14 protein-coding genes and 1 pseudogene are annotated in these 18848 nt (G+C 37.0%); 7 read left to right on the top strand and 8 right to left on the bottom strand.

Going from position 1 to position 18848, the window contains the following annotated elements:
• Positions 1-31: 31 nt before the first annotated feature.
• Positions 32-1072 (bottom strand): BMP family protein, encoded by a 1041-nt coding sequence (locus VB694_RS00170; RefSeq protein ID WP_323358293.1) that lies wholly within the window; start codon positions 1070-1072, stop codon positions 32-34.
• Between the two features lie 118 nt (positions 1073-1190).
• On the opposite strand from VB694_RS00170, the gene VB694_RS00165 reads away from it, so the two are divergent.
• The gene (locus VB694_RS00165) at positions 1191-1685 is read left to right on the top strand and encodes an ureidoglycolate lyase (protein ID WP_323358292.1); all 495 of its coding nucleotides are present in this window, start codon (positions 1191-1193) and stop codon (positions 1683-1685) included.
• A gap of 71 nt (positions 1686-1756) precedes the next feature.
• Here VB694_RS00165 and VB694_RS00160 read toward each other — a convergent pair whose 3' ends face one another.
• From VB694_RS00160 to VB694_RS00150, 3 genes are all read right to left on the bottom strand, one after another.
• A complete protein-coding gene (locus VB694_RS00160) occupies positions 1757-3637 on the bottom strand; it encodes an ABC transporter ATP-binding protein (RefSeq protein ID WP_323358291.1) in 1881 nt (626 codons plus the stop codon).
• Positions 3638-3765: 128 nt separating this feature from the next.
• Positions 3766-5118: a glutathione-disulfide reductase gene (gor, locus tag VB694_RS00155; RefSeq protein WP_323358290.1), complete on the bottom strand. Its 1353-nt coding sequence runs from the start codon at positions 5116-5118 to the stop codon at positions 3766-3768.
• Positions 5119-5294: 176 nt separating this feature from the next.
• Positions 5295-5825, bottom strand: coding sequence for a peroxiredoxin (locus tag VB694_RS00150; protein ID WP_323358289.1), 531 nt, complete (start codon positions 5823-5825; stop codon positions 5295-5297).
• A gap of 190 nt (positions 5826-6015) precedes the next feature.
• On the opposite strand from VB694_RS00150, the gene VB694_RS00145 reads away from it, so the two are divergent.
• Together VB694_RS00145 and VB694_RS00140 are read left to right on the top strand one after the other, a co-directional pair.
• Positions 6016-6432: a Fur family transcriptional regulator gene (locus tag VB694_RS00145; protein WP_323358288.1), complete on the top strand. Its 417-nt coding sequence runs from the start codon at positions 6016-6018 to the stop codon at positions 6430-6432.
• A gap of 190 nt (positions 6433-6622) precedes the next feature.
• Positions 6623-6838 (top strand): hypothetical protein, encoded by a 216-nt coding sequence (locus VB694_RS00140; RefSeq protein WP_323358287.1) that lies wholly within the window; start codon positions 6623-6625, stop codon positions 6836-6838.
• Between the two features lie 187 nt (positions 6839-7025).
• On the opposite strand, the gene hisG is transcribed toward VB694_RS00140, so the two are convergent.
• Positions 7026-7658: an ATP phosphoribosyltransferase gene (gene hisG, locus VB694_RS00135; RefSeq protein ID WP_323358286.1), complete on the bottom strand. Its 633-nt coding sequence runs from the start codon at positions 7656-7658 to the stop codon at positions 7026-7028.
• 47 nt (positions 7659-7705) lie between these two features.
• On the opposite strand from hisG, the gene rppA reads away from it, so the two are divergent.
• The 3 genes from rppA (at position 7706) to dusB (ending at position 13756) form a co-directional block, all read left to right on the top strand.
• The gene (rppA, locus tag VB694_RS00130) at positions 7706-8398 is read left to right on the top strand and encodes a two-component system response regulator RppA (RefSeq protein ID WP_323358285.1); all 693 of its coding nucleotides are present in this window, start codon (positions 7706-7708) and stop codon (positions 8396-8398) included.
• Positions 8399-8553: 155 nt separating this feature from the next.
• Positions 8554-12672, top strand: a complete 4119-nt coding sequence (locus tag VB694_RS00125) for a response regulator (RefSeq protein WP_323358284.1) — start codon at positions 8554-8556, stop codon at positions 12670-12672.
• Positions 12673-12703: 31 nt separating this feature from the next.
• On the top strand, positions 12704-13756 hold the full coding sequence (gene dusB, locus VB694_RS00120) for a tRNA dihydrouridine synthase DusB (RefSeq protein ID WP_323358283.1): 1053 nt from the start codon (positions 12704-12706) through the stop codon (positions 13754-13756).
• Between the two features lie 108 nt (positions 13757-13864).
• Here the strand turns inward: dusB and dnaK are convergent, their stop codons facing one another.
• Complete coding sequence (dnaK, locus tag VB694_RS00115; RefSeq protein WP_323358282.1) at positions 13865-15763, bottom strand: molecular chaperone DnaK; 1899 nt, start codon at positions 15761-15763, stop codon at positions 13865-13867.
• A 484-nt stretch (positions 15764-16247) separates the two neighbouring features.
• Between dnaK and VB694_RS00110 the strand changes: the two are divergent.
• Positions 16248-16316 (top strand): annotated as a pseudogene (locus tag VB694_RS00110) (DUF2887 domain-containing protein); the annotation flags it as partial.
• 56 nt (positions 16317-16372) lie between these two features.
• Here VB694_RS00110 and arsB read toward each other — a convergent pair.
• Both arsB and arsJ read right to left on the bottom strand, forming a co-directional pair.
• Positions 16373-17521: an ACR3 family arsenite efflux transporter gene (gene arsB, locus VB694_RS00105; RefSeq protein ID WP_323358281.1), complete on the bottom strand. Its 1149-nt coding sequence runs from the start codon at positions 17519-17521 to the stop codon at positions 16373-16375.
• A 62-nt stretch (positions 17522-17583) separates the two neighbouring features.
• Positions 17584-18846, bottom strand: a complete 1263-nt coding sequence (gene arsJ / locus VB694_RS00100) for an organoarsenical effux MFS transporter ArsJ (RefSeq protein WP_323358280.1) — start codon at positions 18844-18846, stop codon at positions 17584-17586.
• Positions 18847-18848 lie beyond the last annotated feature (2 nt).

The following is an 18848-nucleotide window of genomic DNA, read 5'->3' as shown; positions in this document are numbered from 1 at the left end:
ATCCCTATATAGCTGAATACTTACATTACAATTAACTTTTCTTCACACAAAGGGTATCTTTAGCACCTTCCTTACATGACTCAAAAATGATTTTTTTATCTACAATTTCCTGTTTTATTTTCATCACTTTCTCTTGAATTTCTGGTTTGACTACTCCAAACTTACCTAAAGATAATATATCTGGTTTTTCAAAACCAATTGTATAAATTTGTCCTTTTAACTGTTTATTTTGGGCTAATTCTGCCAAATAGGTAATTCCTAAATCCAGCCGTTTAACAGCACTTGTTAAAACTGCATTAGGAGCAACATCTAACTGATCTTTGACATTACCAAAAGCATAAACTCCTTTATCACTGGCTGTTTGTAAAACTGTGGCTGAAGCAGTATCTAGCCATTGAAAAATCACATCATTACCAGCAGAAATCAAAGCTAAAGTGGCTTCTTTACCCTTAGCTATATCACTCCAATCTCCTGTAAAACTAGAAGTAATTTTAATATTAGGATTCACAGACTTTGCACCTAATTCAAATCCTCTTAATTCTTGTTGAGTGGCTTCAAATTCCTGTCCAGCAATGTAAGCTAATTTGTTAGATTTAGTGACAGAAGCGCCAATAATTCCACATAAATAACTAGCTTGAACATGATCTATTCGCAAAGCAGCAATATTATCACCTTTGATAGAACCATTCACCGCAACAAAGAAAGTCTGAGGAAATTGAGAAGCAACTTGTTCTACCGCTGCATCAAATTGTCCACCGTGAGCAAATACCACATTGTAACCTTTACGAGCAAAATCTGTTAATACTTCAGTTTGATCTGCTTGGGTGACATTTTCTGCATAAGCGATATCTGCACTGAGCTTTTGTTTTGCTAAATTTATACCTTCATAACCAGATTGATTCCAAGCTTGATCTGTGATAATTCCTGGGAGAGCGATCGCTATTTTAAACTTTTTATCACTACTGGCCACTGTGGGGTTGGGGTTATTAGCGCAAGCTTTTAACAGTAAGCTACTAGCTAATGTTGCAGAACCATACAAGATAAATTTACGCCGATTTGAGTTTAACACCATAGCTTTTACCTCACACAATATTTTAGTTATTTAAATACTGTAAAACTAAGAGTGTTATTTTCAAAGAGGTAAGGAAAAACCAATTATAATTTATATATTTAAAGGAATAGGATTTTTTATGAGTGCATCCCCGACATTAAAACAATTAAAAGCAGAATTAATCACACCAGAAAATTTTCAGCGTTATGGACAGGTGATATTTGCTAGTAAAGATGGTAAATCTTTTGATCATGAAGACGCACAATTAAATTTACAAAATGGTATTCCCCGTTTTTATATTATGCGATTACATCAGAAAGGGACAAAATTTCATAAAATTACCCGTCATATTCAATGTACTCAATGTTTGGGTTCTTTAGAAGGTAAGGATTGGTTTATAGCAGTTTGTCCACCTGAAAATGATATTAATGAACCTGTATTATCAGAACTTGCTGCGTTTCGTATTCCCGGAAATTGTTTTATTAAATTAAAGGTAGGAACTTGGCACGCAGGACCATATTTTGACCATGAATTTGTCGATTTTTATAACTTGGAGCTAAGTGATACAAATCTGGTAGATCATTTCACCCATGATTTTCTCAAAAGTCATCAATTAGAATTTGAAATGCTATAAGAATCAATTCGATTCATTCAGAATTCAGATCCCCAACTTCTCAAAAAAATTGGGGATCTTTGATACTTCCTCTAAGTTCCCAACATTTGCAAATTATGCAATGTTGAATAAAGTCCACCTGTTTCTATCAATTGTTCATGACTTCCCTGTTCAATTAATTCTCCTCGTTTCAATACAAAAATCCGGTCTACATTACGAATAGTTGATAAACGGTGAGCAATAATAATTGCAGTTCGTTTGGTTAAAAGCTGATTTAATGCCTGTTGAACTAAGGCTTCTGTACCAACATCTAAACTAGCTGTAGCTTCATCTAATACTAAAATCTGGGGATTACGAATAACAGCACGTGCAAAGGCTAAAAGTTGCTTTTGTCCACTAGAAATATTTGTCCCTCTTTCTCTTAATTGCGTATCATATCCTTGAGGTAATTGATGAATAAAATCAGCTACATTAGTTTTTTTTGCTGCTTGTTCAATCTCCTCAAAAGTGTAACTATCCCCTAAAGTGATATTACTTTTAACATCACCAGCAAACAAAAAAGCCTCTTGCAAAATCACCGCCATATAACGCCGCAGTTCTGCTTGTGGTATTTCCCGAATATCTACACCATCAATGAGAATACGTCCTTGTGTGGGTTCATAAAGTCGGCATAAAAGCCGGATAATCGAACTTTTTCCCGCACCGGTTGGTCCTACTAATGCTATTTTTTCCCCTGGATGAATGATAAAATCTAAATCTTTAATTACATAATCATCATCTTTGTAAGCAAACCAAACGTGTTCAAAACGAATTTCTCCCAGTTCCGGTGCAGTGGTAAAATTCTGTGCTTCTAAATCCCTAATTATCTCATCTATATAGCCAAATTGAGTATCTAAAATTGTGTATCGAGGATTAGATTGATCTTTAATTTCTATCGGTTCATCTAAAATATCGTTTACCCTTTCAATGGCAGTAAAACCTGCTTGAATAACCGTGAATTTTTCCGCAAAATTCCGCAGGGGATCGAATAATTGCTGGGCAAATAAAATAAATGCAGATAAAATTCCAAAGGTGAGATTTTGCTCTAATAACAACAAACCACCTACCCACAACACCCCAGCAATGGCAATCAAACTAATCCATTCTAAAGTTCCTGAAACAGCGGAATCATACCAAATTGTAGTATCAACTTCTTTGATATATTTGTTATTGGTAGCGCGAAATAACTCGGCATTGAATTTTTCCCGCCGGAATAACTGCACGATATTAATGCCAACAATGTTTTCTTGTAGTTGGGAGTTTAGTTTTGATAGTTCTTCTCTTGATTTGTAATTAGCAAGGCGATACTGTTGTTGAAAATAAATAATTAATAAGGTGATGGGAAACAGAATTAATAGTAGCAAACAAGCAAGTTGCCACTGAATAGAAAACATTAAACCAATAATTATCAACATAGAAAACAAATCAGAGACAATGCCAATAGCCCCAGTAGCAAACACATCTCCTAAGCTTTCAACATCGTTAATTAGTCGAGTAATAAGTTTGCCTACAGGTGTGCGATCAAAAAAGCGCACTGCTAAAGATGTGACATGATGAAATAAGTCTTCACGAATTGCCGCTGTGATTTTTTGTCCTAGTTTTTGTACTAGATAACCCTGAAAACCAGTAAGTGATAATCTCACCACAATTGTAGCTAGGAATAATCCTTGAAGGATGCTTAAACCTTCCCCTAAAGAGCGATTTTTGAAAAATTCGTAGGTACTTGGTTCTTGACGAATTAGAGATATTGCCTGTCCAATTAATAATGGTTGGACTGAGTTAGCAATAGCAATGGGTACAAGCAAACACATTGATAACGCCAATAACCGCCTACTGCGACGAGCATAAGGCACTAAACGCAAAAATAACCGCCAATCATTACTATTTTGACGGTATTTTTTGGGAGATTTTTTCTGTAATGGGTAGATGCTCATGTTATCAGTTAATTTATTATACCGTTACGAGTTAGCAGGAATTACACTACATTTTAGCAGTAACAAAAATGTTTTTTATTACTAGCATGATAACGGATAACTAATAACTGATAATTAATAACTGATTTTTAGCGCATTGTCACGAACTCTTCCGCTGAACTAGGATGAATGCCCACAGTGGCATCAAAGTTAGCTTTAGTAGCTCCCATTTTAATCGCGATCGCCACTCCTTGAATAATCTCTGCTGCATCTGTACCTACCATCTGCGCCCCCACTACCTGATCTGTATCCTGATTAACCACCAGTTTCATCATTGTTTTTTCTTCTTTGCCGGCTAAAGTGTAGTACATGGGGCGGAAACGACTACGATAAATTTTGACGGCATCACCATATTTTTCTCTGGCTTCAGTTTCTGTCAAACCCACGGTTGCAGCTTCGGGATTTGTAAAAATTGCCGTCGGCACATTTTCATAACTCATGGTGCGAGACTTACCACCAAATACTGTGTCAGCAAAAGCTCGACCTTCATTAATCGCCACAGGTGTTAAGTTAATATTATTGCTACAATCTCCTACTGCATAGATATTTTCTTCATCTGTGCGACTGTATTTATCAACAACAACTGCGCCATCATGAAGCTTAACTTTAGTATTTTCTAAACCTAAATTTTGCGTATTTGGTTTTCTTCCAAGAGCAGCTAAACTGACAACATCAACAACAACTGTATCCTCAGTTTCCCCATCTTTGCGAACTGTAACTTTAATTCCTTCTGCATCTTTTTCAATGGCAATTAATTGAACTTTATTAACAATTTTAATCCCATGATTAATCATTCCTTGCTGAATTTCTTGCCGCAAATCGTCATCAAAACCGCGCAAAATCATATCAGCACGAGTGATTTGGGTAACTTCTGTTCCCAGTCCATTCATAATACAAGCAAATTCTGAACCAATGTAACCTCCTCCTAAAATCACTATCCGTTTAGGTTGTTCTTTCAGGTTAAACATATCATCGGAGACAATGGCGTGTTCAATTCCTAAAATATTGGGTTTTGTAGGATGTCCACCAACGGCAATTAATATTTTGTCTGCTGTAATTTGGCGCTCACCAACTACAACAGTATGGGCATCAACAAACTTCCCATATCCTGACAAAATCTCAACTTGGGAATTATCAAGCATTTTTTGATAAATTCCATTTAAACGAGTGACTTCGTTGTTAACTGTGGTGATCATTTTTTCCCAATCCAAAGAACTTTGGACAGGACTCCAGCCATATCCTTCGGCATCAGAAAATAACTCAGGAAAATGAGAAGCATAAACCATGAGTTTTTTGGGAACACAACCACGATTAACGCAAGTTCCCCCCAGTCTATCAAACTCAGCAATTCCTACCTTCGCACCATATTCTGCTGCCCGTCTGGCTGTAGCAATACCACCGGAACCAGCACCAATTACAAATAAGTCAAATTCGTAGGTCATATCAATTTTAGATTTTAGATTTTGGATTTTGAATTTTAGATTTTGAATTTTAGAACTTTAGATATTGTGTGATCTGCAATTCTCAAATATTTAGACTGTCGTTGAGGATGGTAATGGAGATCAGGAGATAAATAACCCAATCACCAATCACCTCTTCCCCAATCACTAATTACCAATTATGCACTTTTGAGATAAGCCAGCATGGTGTTTGCATCTGATACTTCAAAAGGATCAGTAGGGCAGTTATCATCAAAACCAGGCTCAATAAACATCTTTTCAATTTGGCGATCATTTACTACCATTGAGTAGCGCCAAGACCGCATTCCAAAGCCCAAGTTAGATTTATCAACTAACATCCCCATTTTACGGGTAAATTCGCCATTGCCATCGGGTAAGAGGAAAACATTTTCAGCCCCTTGTTGTTTACCCCATTGGTACATCACAAAAGCATCATTGACAGAGACACAAATTACTGCATCAATTCCCAAAGCTTTGAATTCTTTATACAGTTCTTCATAGCGGGGTAGGTGTGAGGTGGAACAGGTGGGAGTAAAAGCACCTGGTAATGAAAACACAACTACACGCTTACCAGCAAAAAGTTCTTCAGTGGTGCGATCTTGCCAGCGGAATGGATTGGGTCCACCTATGGACTCGTCACGGACGCGGGTTTTGAAAACAACGTTAGGAACGGTTTCGATCACAGCCATATCTACCTCTTAATTATTTGATGTGTGAAATTGTCTTTGCTTTTCACGATTCTATCTCAGAATAATTCTTATTTAGTAAAAATTCAATAGTTATAAATACTTATTCTTCAGATAATATTAAATATATGATTAATTCATTAATGTGGTAGACTATAATAAGAGTAAAAACTCTATCAACACGGCAACAGCTATGCAGGAACAAGCAAACGCAATTATTCAAACCTTAAAATCCAAAGGTTTAAGGGTTACTCCTCAGCGGTTTGCTGTCTATGCAAATTTGTTATCTCGCACGGATCATCCGACAGTTGAGCAAATTTTGACTGATTTAAATAAAGATTTTCCTGTTTCCTCCCAGGCTACTATTTATAGTTCTCTACAAGCACTCAGAGATGCAGGACTGGTAAGGGAGGTGCTATTACAAGAGGGAGTATCTCGCTATGATGCTAATGTTCAACCTCATCACCACTTTTGTTGTCATCAATGTGGCGCTATTGAGGATATAGCCTGGGATACATTTAAGTTTATCGGTCTGAAAAATTTACGTCCCGGTTTGCGTGGAGAAACCTACGAGGTGACAGTTCAGGGACTTTGCGATCGCTGTCATTAGTACCGCTTCGCGAAAGTCAAAAGTCAAAAGTCAAAACAAATGCGGTAATTCTGTGATCTATATCACATATTTACTGCTAGTGCTATCACTATATTCATTGATGATTCTCACAAACAATAGAATATGTCAATCACCAAAAGGGTACAAATTTTAAGAGATATTAGAATTATGAAATTTAAAACCAACATCCATGACTTACATCCAAATTCTTCCAGGTGCTGTTTCCGAAATTATTGCTGCTTCTGCTGATAGTGGAGTTTTGACTTTAGCAGATCGCTACGGGTTAATGGCAGCTATTTTAGATGAGTTTTTAGAAGAAGAAGAAGAAGAAGCACTAAACAGACTGTTAAGACGTGTTATTAGGGGACGTATTCACGTAGTAGACCAGATTTCTCGCGATCGCTAATCTATTATTAATCTTCTATTATTAATCTTGTTGAACCTGAAAATAAACCCAAACCTGATCGAATATGCTGGGTTAAAAGAATGCAGAATTTAGAATTTAGAATTAGGTTTTGCAACGGGGATTTTACCCCGACGTAAAACCCGCTGCTTGTAGAAGCAGGGGGGGGACTTTAACCCCCAAAGGTAAGTTAAACTCCTACTCTTAGTTGTTCCACCAAGTTTTGTAAATCACCCATATTCAGACGATAGCTCAAAGGATGGACAATCAACCGCGCCGTACTTTCATACAAGGTAGCGATTTCCGCCAAACCATTTTCCCTTAGAGTCTTTCCTGTAGAAACTATATCAACAATCGCTTCAGACATACCCGTAATTGGTCCTAGTTCCACCGAACCATATAAAGGCACTATTTCTATAGGTAAATCTAGACTTTGGAAATATTCCCGCGCACAATTGACATATTTAGAAGCAACACGACCATGAGCCGGTAAATCTAAAGGTGACTTATAGGAACTAGCAGCTTTAACTGCTACAGACATCCGACAATAACCAAATTGCAAATCCACTAATTGTGCAACCTGGGGCTTTTTCTCCTGTAGAACATCGTAACCCACAATACCCAGTTGTGCCTGACCATACTCTACATAAACAGGTACATCCTGCGCTCTGACTAACAAACCTTTCGCTTGTCCACTAGCATCAGGAATTTGTAGTTGACGGTTTCCAGAATCTAAAAAACCACTAAAGTCCAATCCCGCAGATTGCAGTAAGCGGATGCTATTTTTAAGTAATTCCCCTTTTGGTAGTGCAACAGTCAGCATAATTTTTCTTGATATCTTTTGCGGTTTATTATCTCACCACCAGCAGCATGAGAATTTTATTAGTTGATGATGAAGTCGAACTCACAGGTCCTTTAAGTCGTGTCTTAACTCGTGAGGGTTATGTTGTTGATGCTGCATATCATGGAGCAGACGGTAGCCAACTTGCACAAGCTCGAACCTATGACTTACTAATTTTAGATTGGATGTTGCCAGGAAAAACAGGTTTAGAAATTTGTCAGGAATTACGTAATCAAGGTCAAACTACCCCTGTATTGTTTCTCACGGCTAAAGATACTTTAGATGACCGTGTACAAGGTTTAGATGCTGGTGCAGATGATTATTTAGTCAAACCCTTTGAACTACGGGAATTATTAGCAAGAGTCCGGGCTTTGTTACGCCGTTCTGGTGTTGAATCCCAGACTACCACCGCAGGAAGGTTAATGGTAGCTGATTTAGAACTTGATGTAGACAATCAGATCGCTTATCGTCAGGGAAGAATGATTGAGCTATCGCAAAAAGAAAGCCAGCTACTAAAATATTTTATGGAAAACGCTGGACAGTTACTTACCCATAACCAAATTATGCAACATTTATGGCAAGATGGCGAACAACCTGCTAGTAATGTCATTGCTGCCTTAATTCGCCTGTTACGTCGTAAAGTTGAGGTAGAGACTGAATCTACCCTAATTCACACTGTTTATGGTAAAGGGTATCGTTTCGGCTCTACCGTGATCGAATAATACAAATCTTAACTATAATTGTTATTGCTAAGAATTACTAATTTGGTATATTTTTTTATATAAAAATAAATTTTTTGGCTGAAGCACAATTTGCAGATAAAAATTTCATCTAAAAAATCATAAATTAAAAATCTTTCTAACAAAACTAAAAGAATATGCAGATACTAAGAAAATTATTAAAAATATCAGGAGTAGCTTTCAATCAAAAACAAATTCTTCCGCTTGTATTGTTAATTCTTGTCGGTTATCTCGGCAACTATTGGAAAGTAACGCTATTTTTTGGAGTAGATTTTCTATTTGGTAGTATAGCTGTTTTGCTTATCGTTGCTATTTATGGATATTTCTGGGGTACTATCGCGGCCATTATCAGCAGCAGTTGTACTTATTTCTTATGGGGACATCCTTATGCAATGATAATTTTTACTTGTGAGGTCATTTTTGTCGGATTATTTTTACATAAAAAAAACCAAAATTTACTTTTATTAGATGGCATTTACTGGGTTACATTAGGTATGCCACTGGTGGCTATATTTTATGCTGGAGCGTTAAAAGTAAGTTTCATAGGGACATTGCTAATTTTAATCAAACAAGCTGTTAATGGATTTTTTAATGCTTTGATTGCTAGTTTAATTATTAATTATTTACCTATTAATAGATGGTTGGGCAATAAAAAACATAAATCTACAATTCTGTGGCAACAATCTCTATTTATCTTATTAGTTGCATTTGTCTTTTTTCCGATGTTATTTATTAATATCAATAATGCCATCCGTGCTGCTGATAATATTGAAATAGAAGTCGTAAGAGATTTAAATTCTTTATCATTTGTATTAGAAAACAACATTCAACTATGGCAAAACAATCATGCCTCAATCTTAAAAAATATTAGTAATAATATATCTTTGGCATCTACTAATAACGAGATGAGACAAATTGTAGAAAATACTCAAAAAATATTTCCTAAATTCAATAAAATTTATGTAGTTAATAACTTGGGTAACATATTTATAGAAGATTCAAAAAATGATAAATATTCAAATATCGCTGAAAGAAAAGATTTTAAACAGATCATAAATGACAAGTATTTAGTTACTTATTTTATACCATCTACAAGCACAGAAGTTAGCACAGAGAAAATTTTTATCTTAGGTGTACCACTTATTAGAAATCAGCAATTTTTAGGCGCAGTTTTTGGTGAAATTAGCCTAGATGAACTGAGTAAATTAATAAAACAAACAAATCTAAATGAAGATTTTCAAATCAGCATTGTAGACGATAAAAATCAGATAATTGCCACCAACTTAGGATCAGAAAATGTTTTCAAATCCTTTGATATTTACCAAAATAAACAAATCCGTAATCTTAGTCATAATGTTGTTCATTTGCTATCTAACTTACCTCATATACCACAAATAACTAAATGGGATCAATCTACTTATTCGCAAATTAGTACCTTAGATAATGTCTGGTCTTTTAAATTAATTATTCAAACTCCCACCAAACCCAAAATAAATTATATTCGTGAGATTTATATCAAAAATCTATCAATCATGTTAGTCACTGCAATCATGGCTTTGATAGTTGCTATTATTTTGAGTAACAAATTAGTAAAACCTTTATTAAATTTAACTCAAGTAACTACTGATTTACCCAAAAAAATCCTAGCTCGACAAGATATTATTATTAATAATAGCAATATTGCCGAAATAGACTCACTCACTCAAAACTTTAAATCGATGCTATTAGCACTAAATCAGATGTTTCAAGAAATTACAAATGCCAACAATCAACTTGAAGAACGAGTGCAAATCCGTACTCAAGAACTATCGATAATTAATAATGAACTAGCATCGGAAGTAGTGCAACGACAAAAGATTGAAAAAACCTTACTTGACCGAGAAGAACGTTATGAATTAGCTATTTCTGGCACAAATGATGGTATTTGGGATTGGAACATCATCACCAATGAAATTTATTTTTCACCCGCTTGGATGAGAATTTTGGGATATGAGAAAGAACCATTACCTCAAGTGTTTTCTACCTGGTCTGATAATGTGCATCCAGATGAGTTGGAACAAGCAATCTATAATATTCAGGCGCATCTAGAAGGAAAAACAGAGATTTATCAAAATACCCATCGAATTAAACATCATCATGGTAGTTATATTTGGATAGCTGCCAAAGGAAAATGTATTCGTGATGAAAAGGGTAGTCCTTATCGTTTAGTAGGAACAATTACAGATATTACTGAGAAAAAACTGGCAGAAGAACAACTCAAATTAGCTAAAGAAGAAGCCGAAATTGCTAACCGGACGAAAAGCGAATTTCTGGCAACCATGAGTCACGAAATTCGGACACCGATGAATGCAGTTATTGGGATGACAGGCTTATTATTAGATACTCCACTAACACTACAACAGCAAGAATTTGCCGAAATTATCCGCAATAGTGGAGATTCTATGTTAACTCTAATTAATGATATTCTTGATTTCTCAAAAATTGAATCTGGTAAATTAGAAATAGAAGAACAAGTTTTTAATTTGAGAACTTGTCTGGAAGAATCCCTCGATTTAGTTGCTCCTAAAGCTAGTAAAAAAGGCTTAGAAATTGCTTATCTCATGGATACAGGTACATCTGAATTTATTAGGGGAGATGTAACCCGCTTAAGGCAAATATTAGTAAACTTACTCAGTAACGGGATTAAATTTACTAATTCTGGCGAAGTTGTTCTTGCTGTCAGTAGTCAATTACAAAATCAGTCAGATTCTGCGCTTATTCCTCACCCCAGTCCTCCATTATACGAAATTAAATTTAGTATCAAAGACACAGGAATAGGTATTCCCGAAGATAAAATGCACAGACTTTTCAAACCATTTAGTCAAGTTGATGCTTCCACAACTCGTCATTATGGTGGTACAGGTTTAGGATTAGTAATTAGCCGACGACTGACTGAACTGATGGGAGGTGAAATGTGGGTTGAAAGTACAATTGGTCAAGGCTCTAATTTTATATTTACTATTTTAACTTCATTTGTTATTGAGCCAGATATTAAAAATAATTATCAACATCAGCAATTAATCACTAATAAACGGCTGCTAATAGTTGACGATAATGTCACTAATCGCCAAGCATTAACCTTACAATGTCAGTCTTTTGGTATGATTATTGTCGCTGCTGAATCTGGTAAAAGAGCAATTGAATATCTGCAAGAACAACCATTTGATATTGCTATTTTAGATATGCAAATGCCAGAAATGGATGGTTTAACACTGGCAGAAGAAATTCGCAAAATACCGAATGGCAAAGAATTGCCTTTGGTAATGCTAACATCAATGGGTAATGAGCATATCCATGAAAATTCTCGGACAGCAAAGTTAGAGTTTGCGGCATCTTTGACTAAACCTATTAAAAAATCCCATCTTCTGAAAATATTCACTACTATTTTTAGTAATCACGTGGTAACAACCAAAGCAAATGTTAGAGGAAACGCATCTAAATTTGATTCCCAGATGGCAGAAAGGATTCCTTTAAAAATTCTTGTAGCTGAAGATAATGTAGTCAATCAAAAAGTAGCTATTAATATTTTACAACGTCTGGGATACCGTGCTGATGTGGCAGCGAATGGTTTAGAAGTATTAACAGCTTTGCGTAGACAGCCTTATGATGTAATATTAATGGATTTACAAATGCCAGAAATGGATGGTTTAACTGCAACTCGTCAAATTTATCAAGAATGGCCATTATCTTCCCGTCCTTGGATTATTGCCATGACCGCTAATGCTATGCTGGGAGACCGAGAAAAATGTTTAGAAGCGGGGATGAATGACTACACTACAAAACCTATTCGGATTGAGGACTTAACACAGGCTTTAAGTAATTGTCAAAAACAGAATGTAAGTAATAATGAAATTGTTAAAAATATGCCTAATAATATACTTGATGTCGCAGCTTTAGCAGAACTCAGAGAGATGATTTGCAGTAATGACCTAGAGCAATTTATAGAAATAATCCAATGTTATTTAGATGATGTACCCCAACGTTTCCAATCTATTGATGATGCTATTACCCAAGGAAATGCTAAAAAAGTACAATTAGAAGCTCATGCACTCAAGTCTAGTAGTGCTATTGTTGGGGCCAACATTTTATCGCAAATTTGCAAAAAATTAGAAGACTTGGGACGTGATGACAATCTAGCAGATGCCACATCTTTATTATCCCAAGCGATGACAGAATATCAACAAGTAGATGCAGCCCTACAATTAGAATGTAAGTAATTTACTTTATTGAATTTATTTAATTATTCTTATGCTTTCGCTGTCCCCCACTCTTCAAGCTAGACTTGCCCAACCCCTAAAAATCGGCTCATTTGAAGTCAAAAGCCGCGTTTTGCAATCACCTTTATCGGGGGTGACAGATATGGTATTTCGTCGCTTAGTGCGTCGTTATGCACCAGAATCAATGATGTATACCGAAATGGTAAATGCGACAGGGTTGCATTATGTTAAACAACTACCCATAATCATGGAAGTAGACCCTAACGAACGCCCCATAAGTATTCAGTTATTTGATTGTCGTCCCGATTTTTTGGCAGAAGCAGCAATAAAAGCAGTTGCTGAAGGTGCGGATACAGTTGATATTAATATGGGTTGTCCGGTGAATAAAATCACTAAAAATGGTGGTGGTTCTTCCTTATTGCGACAACCAGAACTAGCGGAAGCTATTGTGCGGGAAGTGGTAAAAGCTGTTGATGTCCCTGTGACAGTTAAAACCCGTATTGGTTGGAATGACCAAGAAATTATCATTCTGGACTTTGCTAAACGCATGGAAGATGCGGGAGCAAAAATGATTACAGTCCATGGACGTACCCGCGCTCAAGGTTACAATGGTAACGCTCGTTGGGAATGGATTGCAAGGGTAAAAGAAGTGCTGTCAATACCAGTAATAGGTAATGGAGATATTTTTTCTGTCGAAGCGGCGGTGAAATGTCTAGAAGAAACCGGTGCAGATGGGGTGATGTGTTCTCGCGGAACTATGGGTTATCCGTTTTTAGTCGGTGAAGTTGATCATTTCCTGAAAACCGGGGAATTATTAACGCCACCAAACCCTATTCAGCGTTTGCAATGTGCCAGAGAACATTTATCTGCTTTATGGGAATATAAAGGCGATAGGGGTGTGCGTCAAGCCCGTAAACATCTGACTTGGTACGCTAAAGGTTTCATGGGTGCAGCAGAATTGCGCGGACAATTAAGTTTAGTAGAAACTGTACAACAAGGTTTAGATTTAATTGATAGAGCCATTGAAAAATTATCCTCCGGTTATGAACCAGAGGAAGAACAGCTAGATTTAGTAGTAGTTTAGGGAGATGGGGAGTCCTCGTAGGGGCGAAGCATTCGGGCGATAAATTATCGGTTTTTTCCCCAGTTTATTTTCCGAATGCTTCGCCCTTACAGCTTCGCCCCTACTTAATTACTTGCTTTCAGTGAAATCCGCATCAATCACATCATCACCAGAGGGAGGAGGAGTAGCACCACCATCTTGAGGTTCAGCACCTGGTGCAGCACCACCAGCTTGTTGATAGATATTGCTACCTACTGCAAACAAAGCTTGTTGCAATTCTGGTGTTAGTTTCTTGATTTGCTCATCATCATCTTTTGCTACAGCTTCCTTGAGTTCTTTTAATAAACCTTCAACCTTGGTTTTATCAGCTTCAGGAACTTTATCACCTAATTCTTGCAGCTGCTTTTCGGCTTGGTAAGCTAAAGAGTCAGCTTGGTTTTTGCGTTCAATTTTTTCCCGCTTTTCTTTATCAGTATTGGCGTTTTGTTCAGCTTCTCTTACCATCCGGTCAACATCGGATTTATCCAAAGTAGAAGCGCCAGTAATGCTGATAGATTGTTCTTTACCAGTTCCTTTATCCTTAGCGGTGACATTGAGGATACCGTTAGCATCAATATCAAAAGTCACTTCAATTTGAGGTACGCCACGAGGTGCGGGGGGAATACCATCTAAACGGAAAGTTCCCAAACTCTTGTTATCATTTGAAAATTCCCGTTCCCCTTGGAGGACATGAATTTCTACATTGGTTTGACCATCAACAGCAGTCGAGAAGACTTCTGATTTTTTGGTAGGAATTGTGGTGTTACGAGGAATAATCTTGGTCATCACACCACCCAAGGTTTCTACACCCAAGGATAGAGGTGATACGTCTAACAACAAGATACCTGTAACGTCACCAGCTAATACACCAGCTTGAATAGCTGCACCAACGGCTACAACTTCATCAGGGTTAACGGTTTGGTTAGGGTCTTTACCCAGTACCCGCTTCACCACATCCTGCACTGCGGGAATACGGGTAGAACCACCAACTAAAACAACTTCATCAATATTGCTCTTGTTTAATTTGGCATCTCTCAGAGCATTTTCTACGGGGATGCGGCAACGGTCAATTAAATCAGAACAAAGTTCTTCAAAGGTGGCGCGAGTTAAAGTTGTATCCAGGTGTTTTGGACCATCCTGGGTAGCGGTAATAAATGGGAGGTTGATTTCTGCTTGGGTAACGCTAGAAAGCTCAATTTTGGCTTTTTCTGCGGCTTCAGTCAGACGTTGTAAAGCTTGTTTATCTTTGCGGAGGTCAATACCTTCTGCTTTTTTGAATTGTTCAGCTAAGAAGTCAACGATTTTTTTATCGAAGTCGTCACCACCAAGGTGGGTATCACCAGATGTAGCTAATACTTCAAATACGCCATCTCCTACTTCTAGTACGGATACGTCGAATGTACCGCCACCAAGGTCAAATACAAGGATGGTTTCGTTGCTCTTTTTATCAAAACCATAAGCTAGAGAAGCTGCGGTAGGTTCGTTGATAATACGTAGAACTTCAATCCCGGCGATTTTACCAGCGTCTTTGGTGGCTTGACGTTGGGAGTCATTGAAGTAAGCAGGAACGGTAATTACTGCTTGGGTAACGGTTTCACCCAGATATTTACTCGCGTCTTCTACCAGTTTGCGGAGGACTTTGGCAGAAATTTCTTCGGGAGAAAACTGTTTACCAGCGCCTGGAGAGTCTAGCTTGACGTTACCACCACTGCCGAGAACTTTGTAAGATACCTCAGTGGTTTCCTTGGTAACTTCGTCGAAGCGGCGACCGATAAACCGTTTAACTGAGTAAAAGGTGTTTTCGGGGTTCATTACCGCTTGGCGTTTAGCGATTTGACCAACTAAATTATCGCCATTTTTAGCAAATGCCACTACTGATGGTGTGGTTCTAAAACCTTCAGCGTTAGCAATTACAGTGGGTTTACCACCTTCCATTACTGCGACGCAGGAGTTAGTCGTACCTAAGTCAATTCCTACTACTTTTGCCATTTTAAATGCTGGCTCCGTATAACTACAAATGAATGGGATTATAATGGTCTAGATTTTGAACCAACTGATTTCACAAAGCAGTCAGTCCAGCATGGTTGAGCTTGTCTGGGGTTGAAACCGCAAGTTATGCTGATATATATACTGAACTTGTGTAGCCCGTCCATGAAGGGTGGTTTCCCGAACCCTCGATAGGACGGTTAGTTTTATAGGTTGTTTTTAGTTGGTTCATGGATTGAACTGTTGTCACTCTGACTAATGTATGAGAAATAATACGTTCACGAATTGGGGTGAACCGTAATTTCTAAGTCGTATTTGCCGTCAAAATGAGGAAATAGGTGACAGATGACAGTAAAAGGGAACAGGGAACAGGGAACAAGGAATAGGGAACAAGGAATAGGGAATAGGGAATAGGTGAATAGGTGAATATTGCCCAGTATCTTAGAATGTTTTAATTGTGTAAAATATTGGTATAGACCTCAAAAAAGTGAAAACTGACAGCATATTTTATCGCCTTTTTCAAGAGTTTCCCAGTATATTTTTTGAATTAATTGGCATTTGTTATCATACTATTAGTTGTTTATAAAAGCTGTTTGTTGCTGAGACTTATAACTAGGAATGATGAATACATCGGGGATCTAACAAAGTTGCTTTTTCTGGTTCTCTGGGAAACCAAGCTGCTGTACGTTTACAAAATTCAACCAGCATTAACATTACTGGAACTTCAATTAAAACTCCTACAACTGTTGCTAATGCAGCACCAGAATTTAAACCAAATAACATCACTGCTGTGGCGATCGCAACTTCAAAATGATTACTAGCACCAATTAAAGCCGCAGGTGCTGCATCTTCATAAGATATATTCAACTTTAATGCTGCTACATAACTAATGAAGAAAATGAAATTAGTTTGCATGAAAAGCGGTACAGCGATTAATAAAATATGCAGGGGATTATTAACTATTAATTCACCTTTAAAGGCAAATAGTAAAACTAAAGTAATCAAAAGGGCGCTAATAGCAATAGGACTGAGATATTTTAAAAATCGACTCTCAAACCATTCTCTACCTTTATATTTAAAGATCCAATAACGGCTATACATTCCGGCTATTAATGGCAAACCAACATATATTAATACCGATAAAACAATGGTTTGCCAAGGTACTGCTAAATCATTAGCTGCTAGTAACCATCTACCCAAGGGTGCATATAAAAATAGCATTGCTAGAGAATTAATTGCCACCATTACCAAGGTATGACCTTGATTACCATAAGCAAGATATCCCCACATTAAAACCATTGCTGTACAAGGTGCAATTCCTAATAAAATTGCCCCGGCAATATAAGAATTAGTGAGTGCGACTTCACTACCACGAATTATTTCTGTACCTGTAATTAATGGTTTAAATAACCAACCAATAAAAAACTGGGCAAAGACTACCATTGTGAATGGTTTAATTAGCCAATTTATTACTAAAGTCAAAATTACAGGTTTTGGTGTACGCAGTGCATTTGCAGCTTGGGTAAAGTCAATTTTCACCATGATGGGGTACATCATGAAAAATAGACAGATAGCAATGGGAATTGAGACTTGATAAATACTAATTGCGTCTAATGTAACTGCAATGCCGGGAAATAATCGACCTAAAGCAATTCCTACGAAAATGCAAATAAAAACCCATACAGTCAGATATTTTTCAAAAAAGCTGAGATTGCTTTTAGGTTTAATTGGAGTTATATTTTCCCTATTATTGATATTCATATATACCTCCAAAAGTTGAATAGATATAATTCATTATTTGTCTGTTTCAGTTTCTGTGTTCTTTACTCTCCATCTCCACTTTTCCAGGCAATATTTTTACTAGGTTGAGGGTTGGGTAACTTCAAAGAAATCAAAGCTGCTGCTAAGACAAAAAACATTGATGTCCACAAACAACCAACTAAACCGGAGAACTGATATACCAAACCGGATAATACCGTACCTGCGAGACGACCACCAGAGTTAGCCATATAATAGAAGCCGACATTTAAAGCTACCTTGTCATCATCGGTAAATGCTAATACCAAGTAGGAATGGACAGCGGAATTAAAAGCAAAAACCACACCAAATAAAATTAGTCCACTAATAATTACTAGATTAGCAGGTAAACCGATTTGCAGACCAAGAGCGATCGCAAAAGGAACAGCAGTTAAGGTAAAAGTCCAAAATTGAATAGTCTGTGATTGAGGTGGACGACCAGAACCAAATTTTTGCATTAAATTGGGGGCTAAAAATTGAATAATTCCGTAACCAATTACCCAACAAGCCAAAAACCCACCCACTTGATAAAAAGACCAACCCAAAGTTTCTCGCAAAAACACTGGTAAAGCCACAACAAACCACACATCTCTCGAACCAAAAAGAAAGAATCTCGCCGCAGAAAGAATATTAATTTCCTGACTTTTGGAAAACAGTTGACTAAACTTAACTTTCTTTTTAATTTTGCCCATGCCCTTGGGTAGTAATAAACCAGTGAACATAATTAAAAATAGTCCACCAGCCATTATCAACAGGGAATTCACAAACCCAAATAAAGATAAAATTGCACTACCAACAAAAAAACCAACACCTTTTAAAGCATTTTTAGAACCTGTTAAAACTGCCACCCATTTAAACAAAGAAGAATGGGCATCTTGGGGAACAACCAAGCGGATGGCACTTTTAGAACTCATCTTAGTTAAATCTTTAGCAATTCCCGAAAAAGCCTGTGCAACCATTACATAAAAAACTGCAACCCACTGCGCCCAATCAGGATTTAAAAAAGACAACATTATCAAAGAAAAAACCTGTAACCCGATACCACTATAAAGAGTAACTTTCAATCCAAATTGCGAACCAATCCAACCACCCAAAAAATTAGTAACAATACCAAAAATTTCATAAAATAGAAACAAAGAGGCAATTTGCAGAGGTGTATAACCAATTTTATTGAAGTACAATAAAACCAACATTCGCAAAGCACCATCAGTAACCGTAAAACCCCAATAAGCTAGGGTAACTAAAGCATAATTTCTTAAATTTGCACTTGAACTTGTAGTAGAAGCCATGA

The organism is Anabaena sp. UHCC 0451 (assembly GCF_034931405.1).
Lineage (GTDB): Bacteria > Cyanobacteriota > Cyanobacteriia > Cyanobacteriales > Nostocaceae > RDYJ01.
The sequence above is the reverse complement of the archived record's forward strand: the minus strand, read 5'-3'. Positions and strand labels throughout refer to the sequence as shown.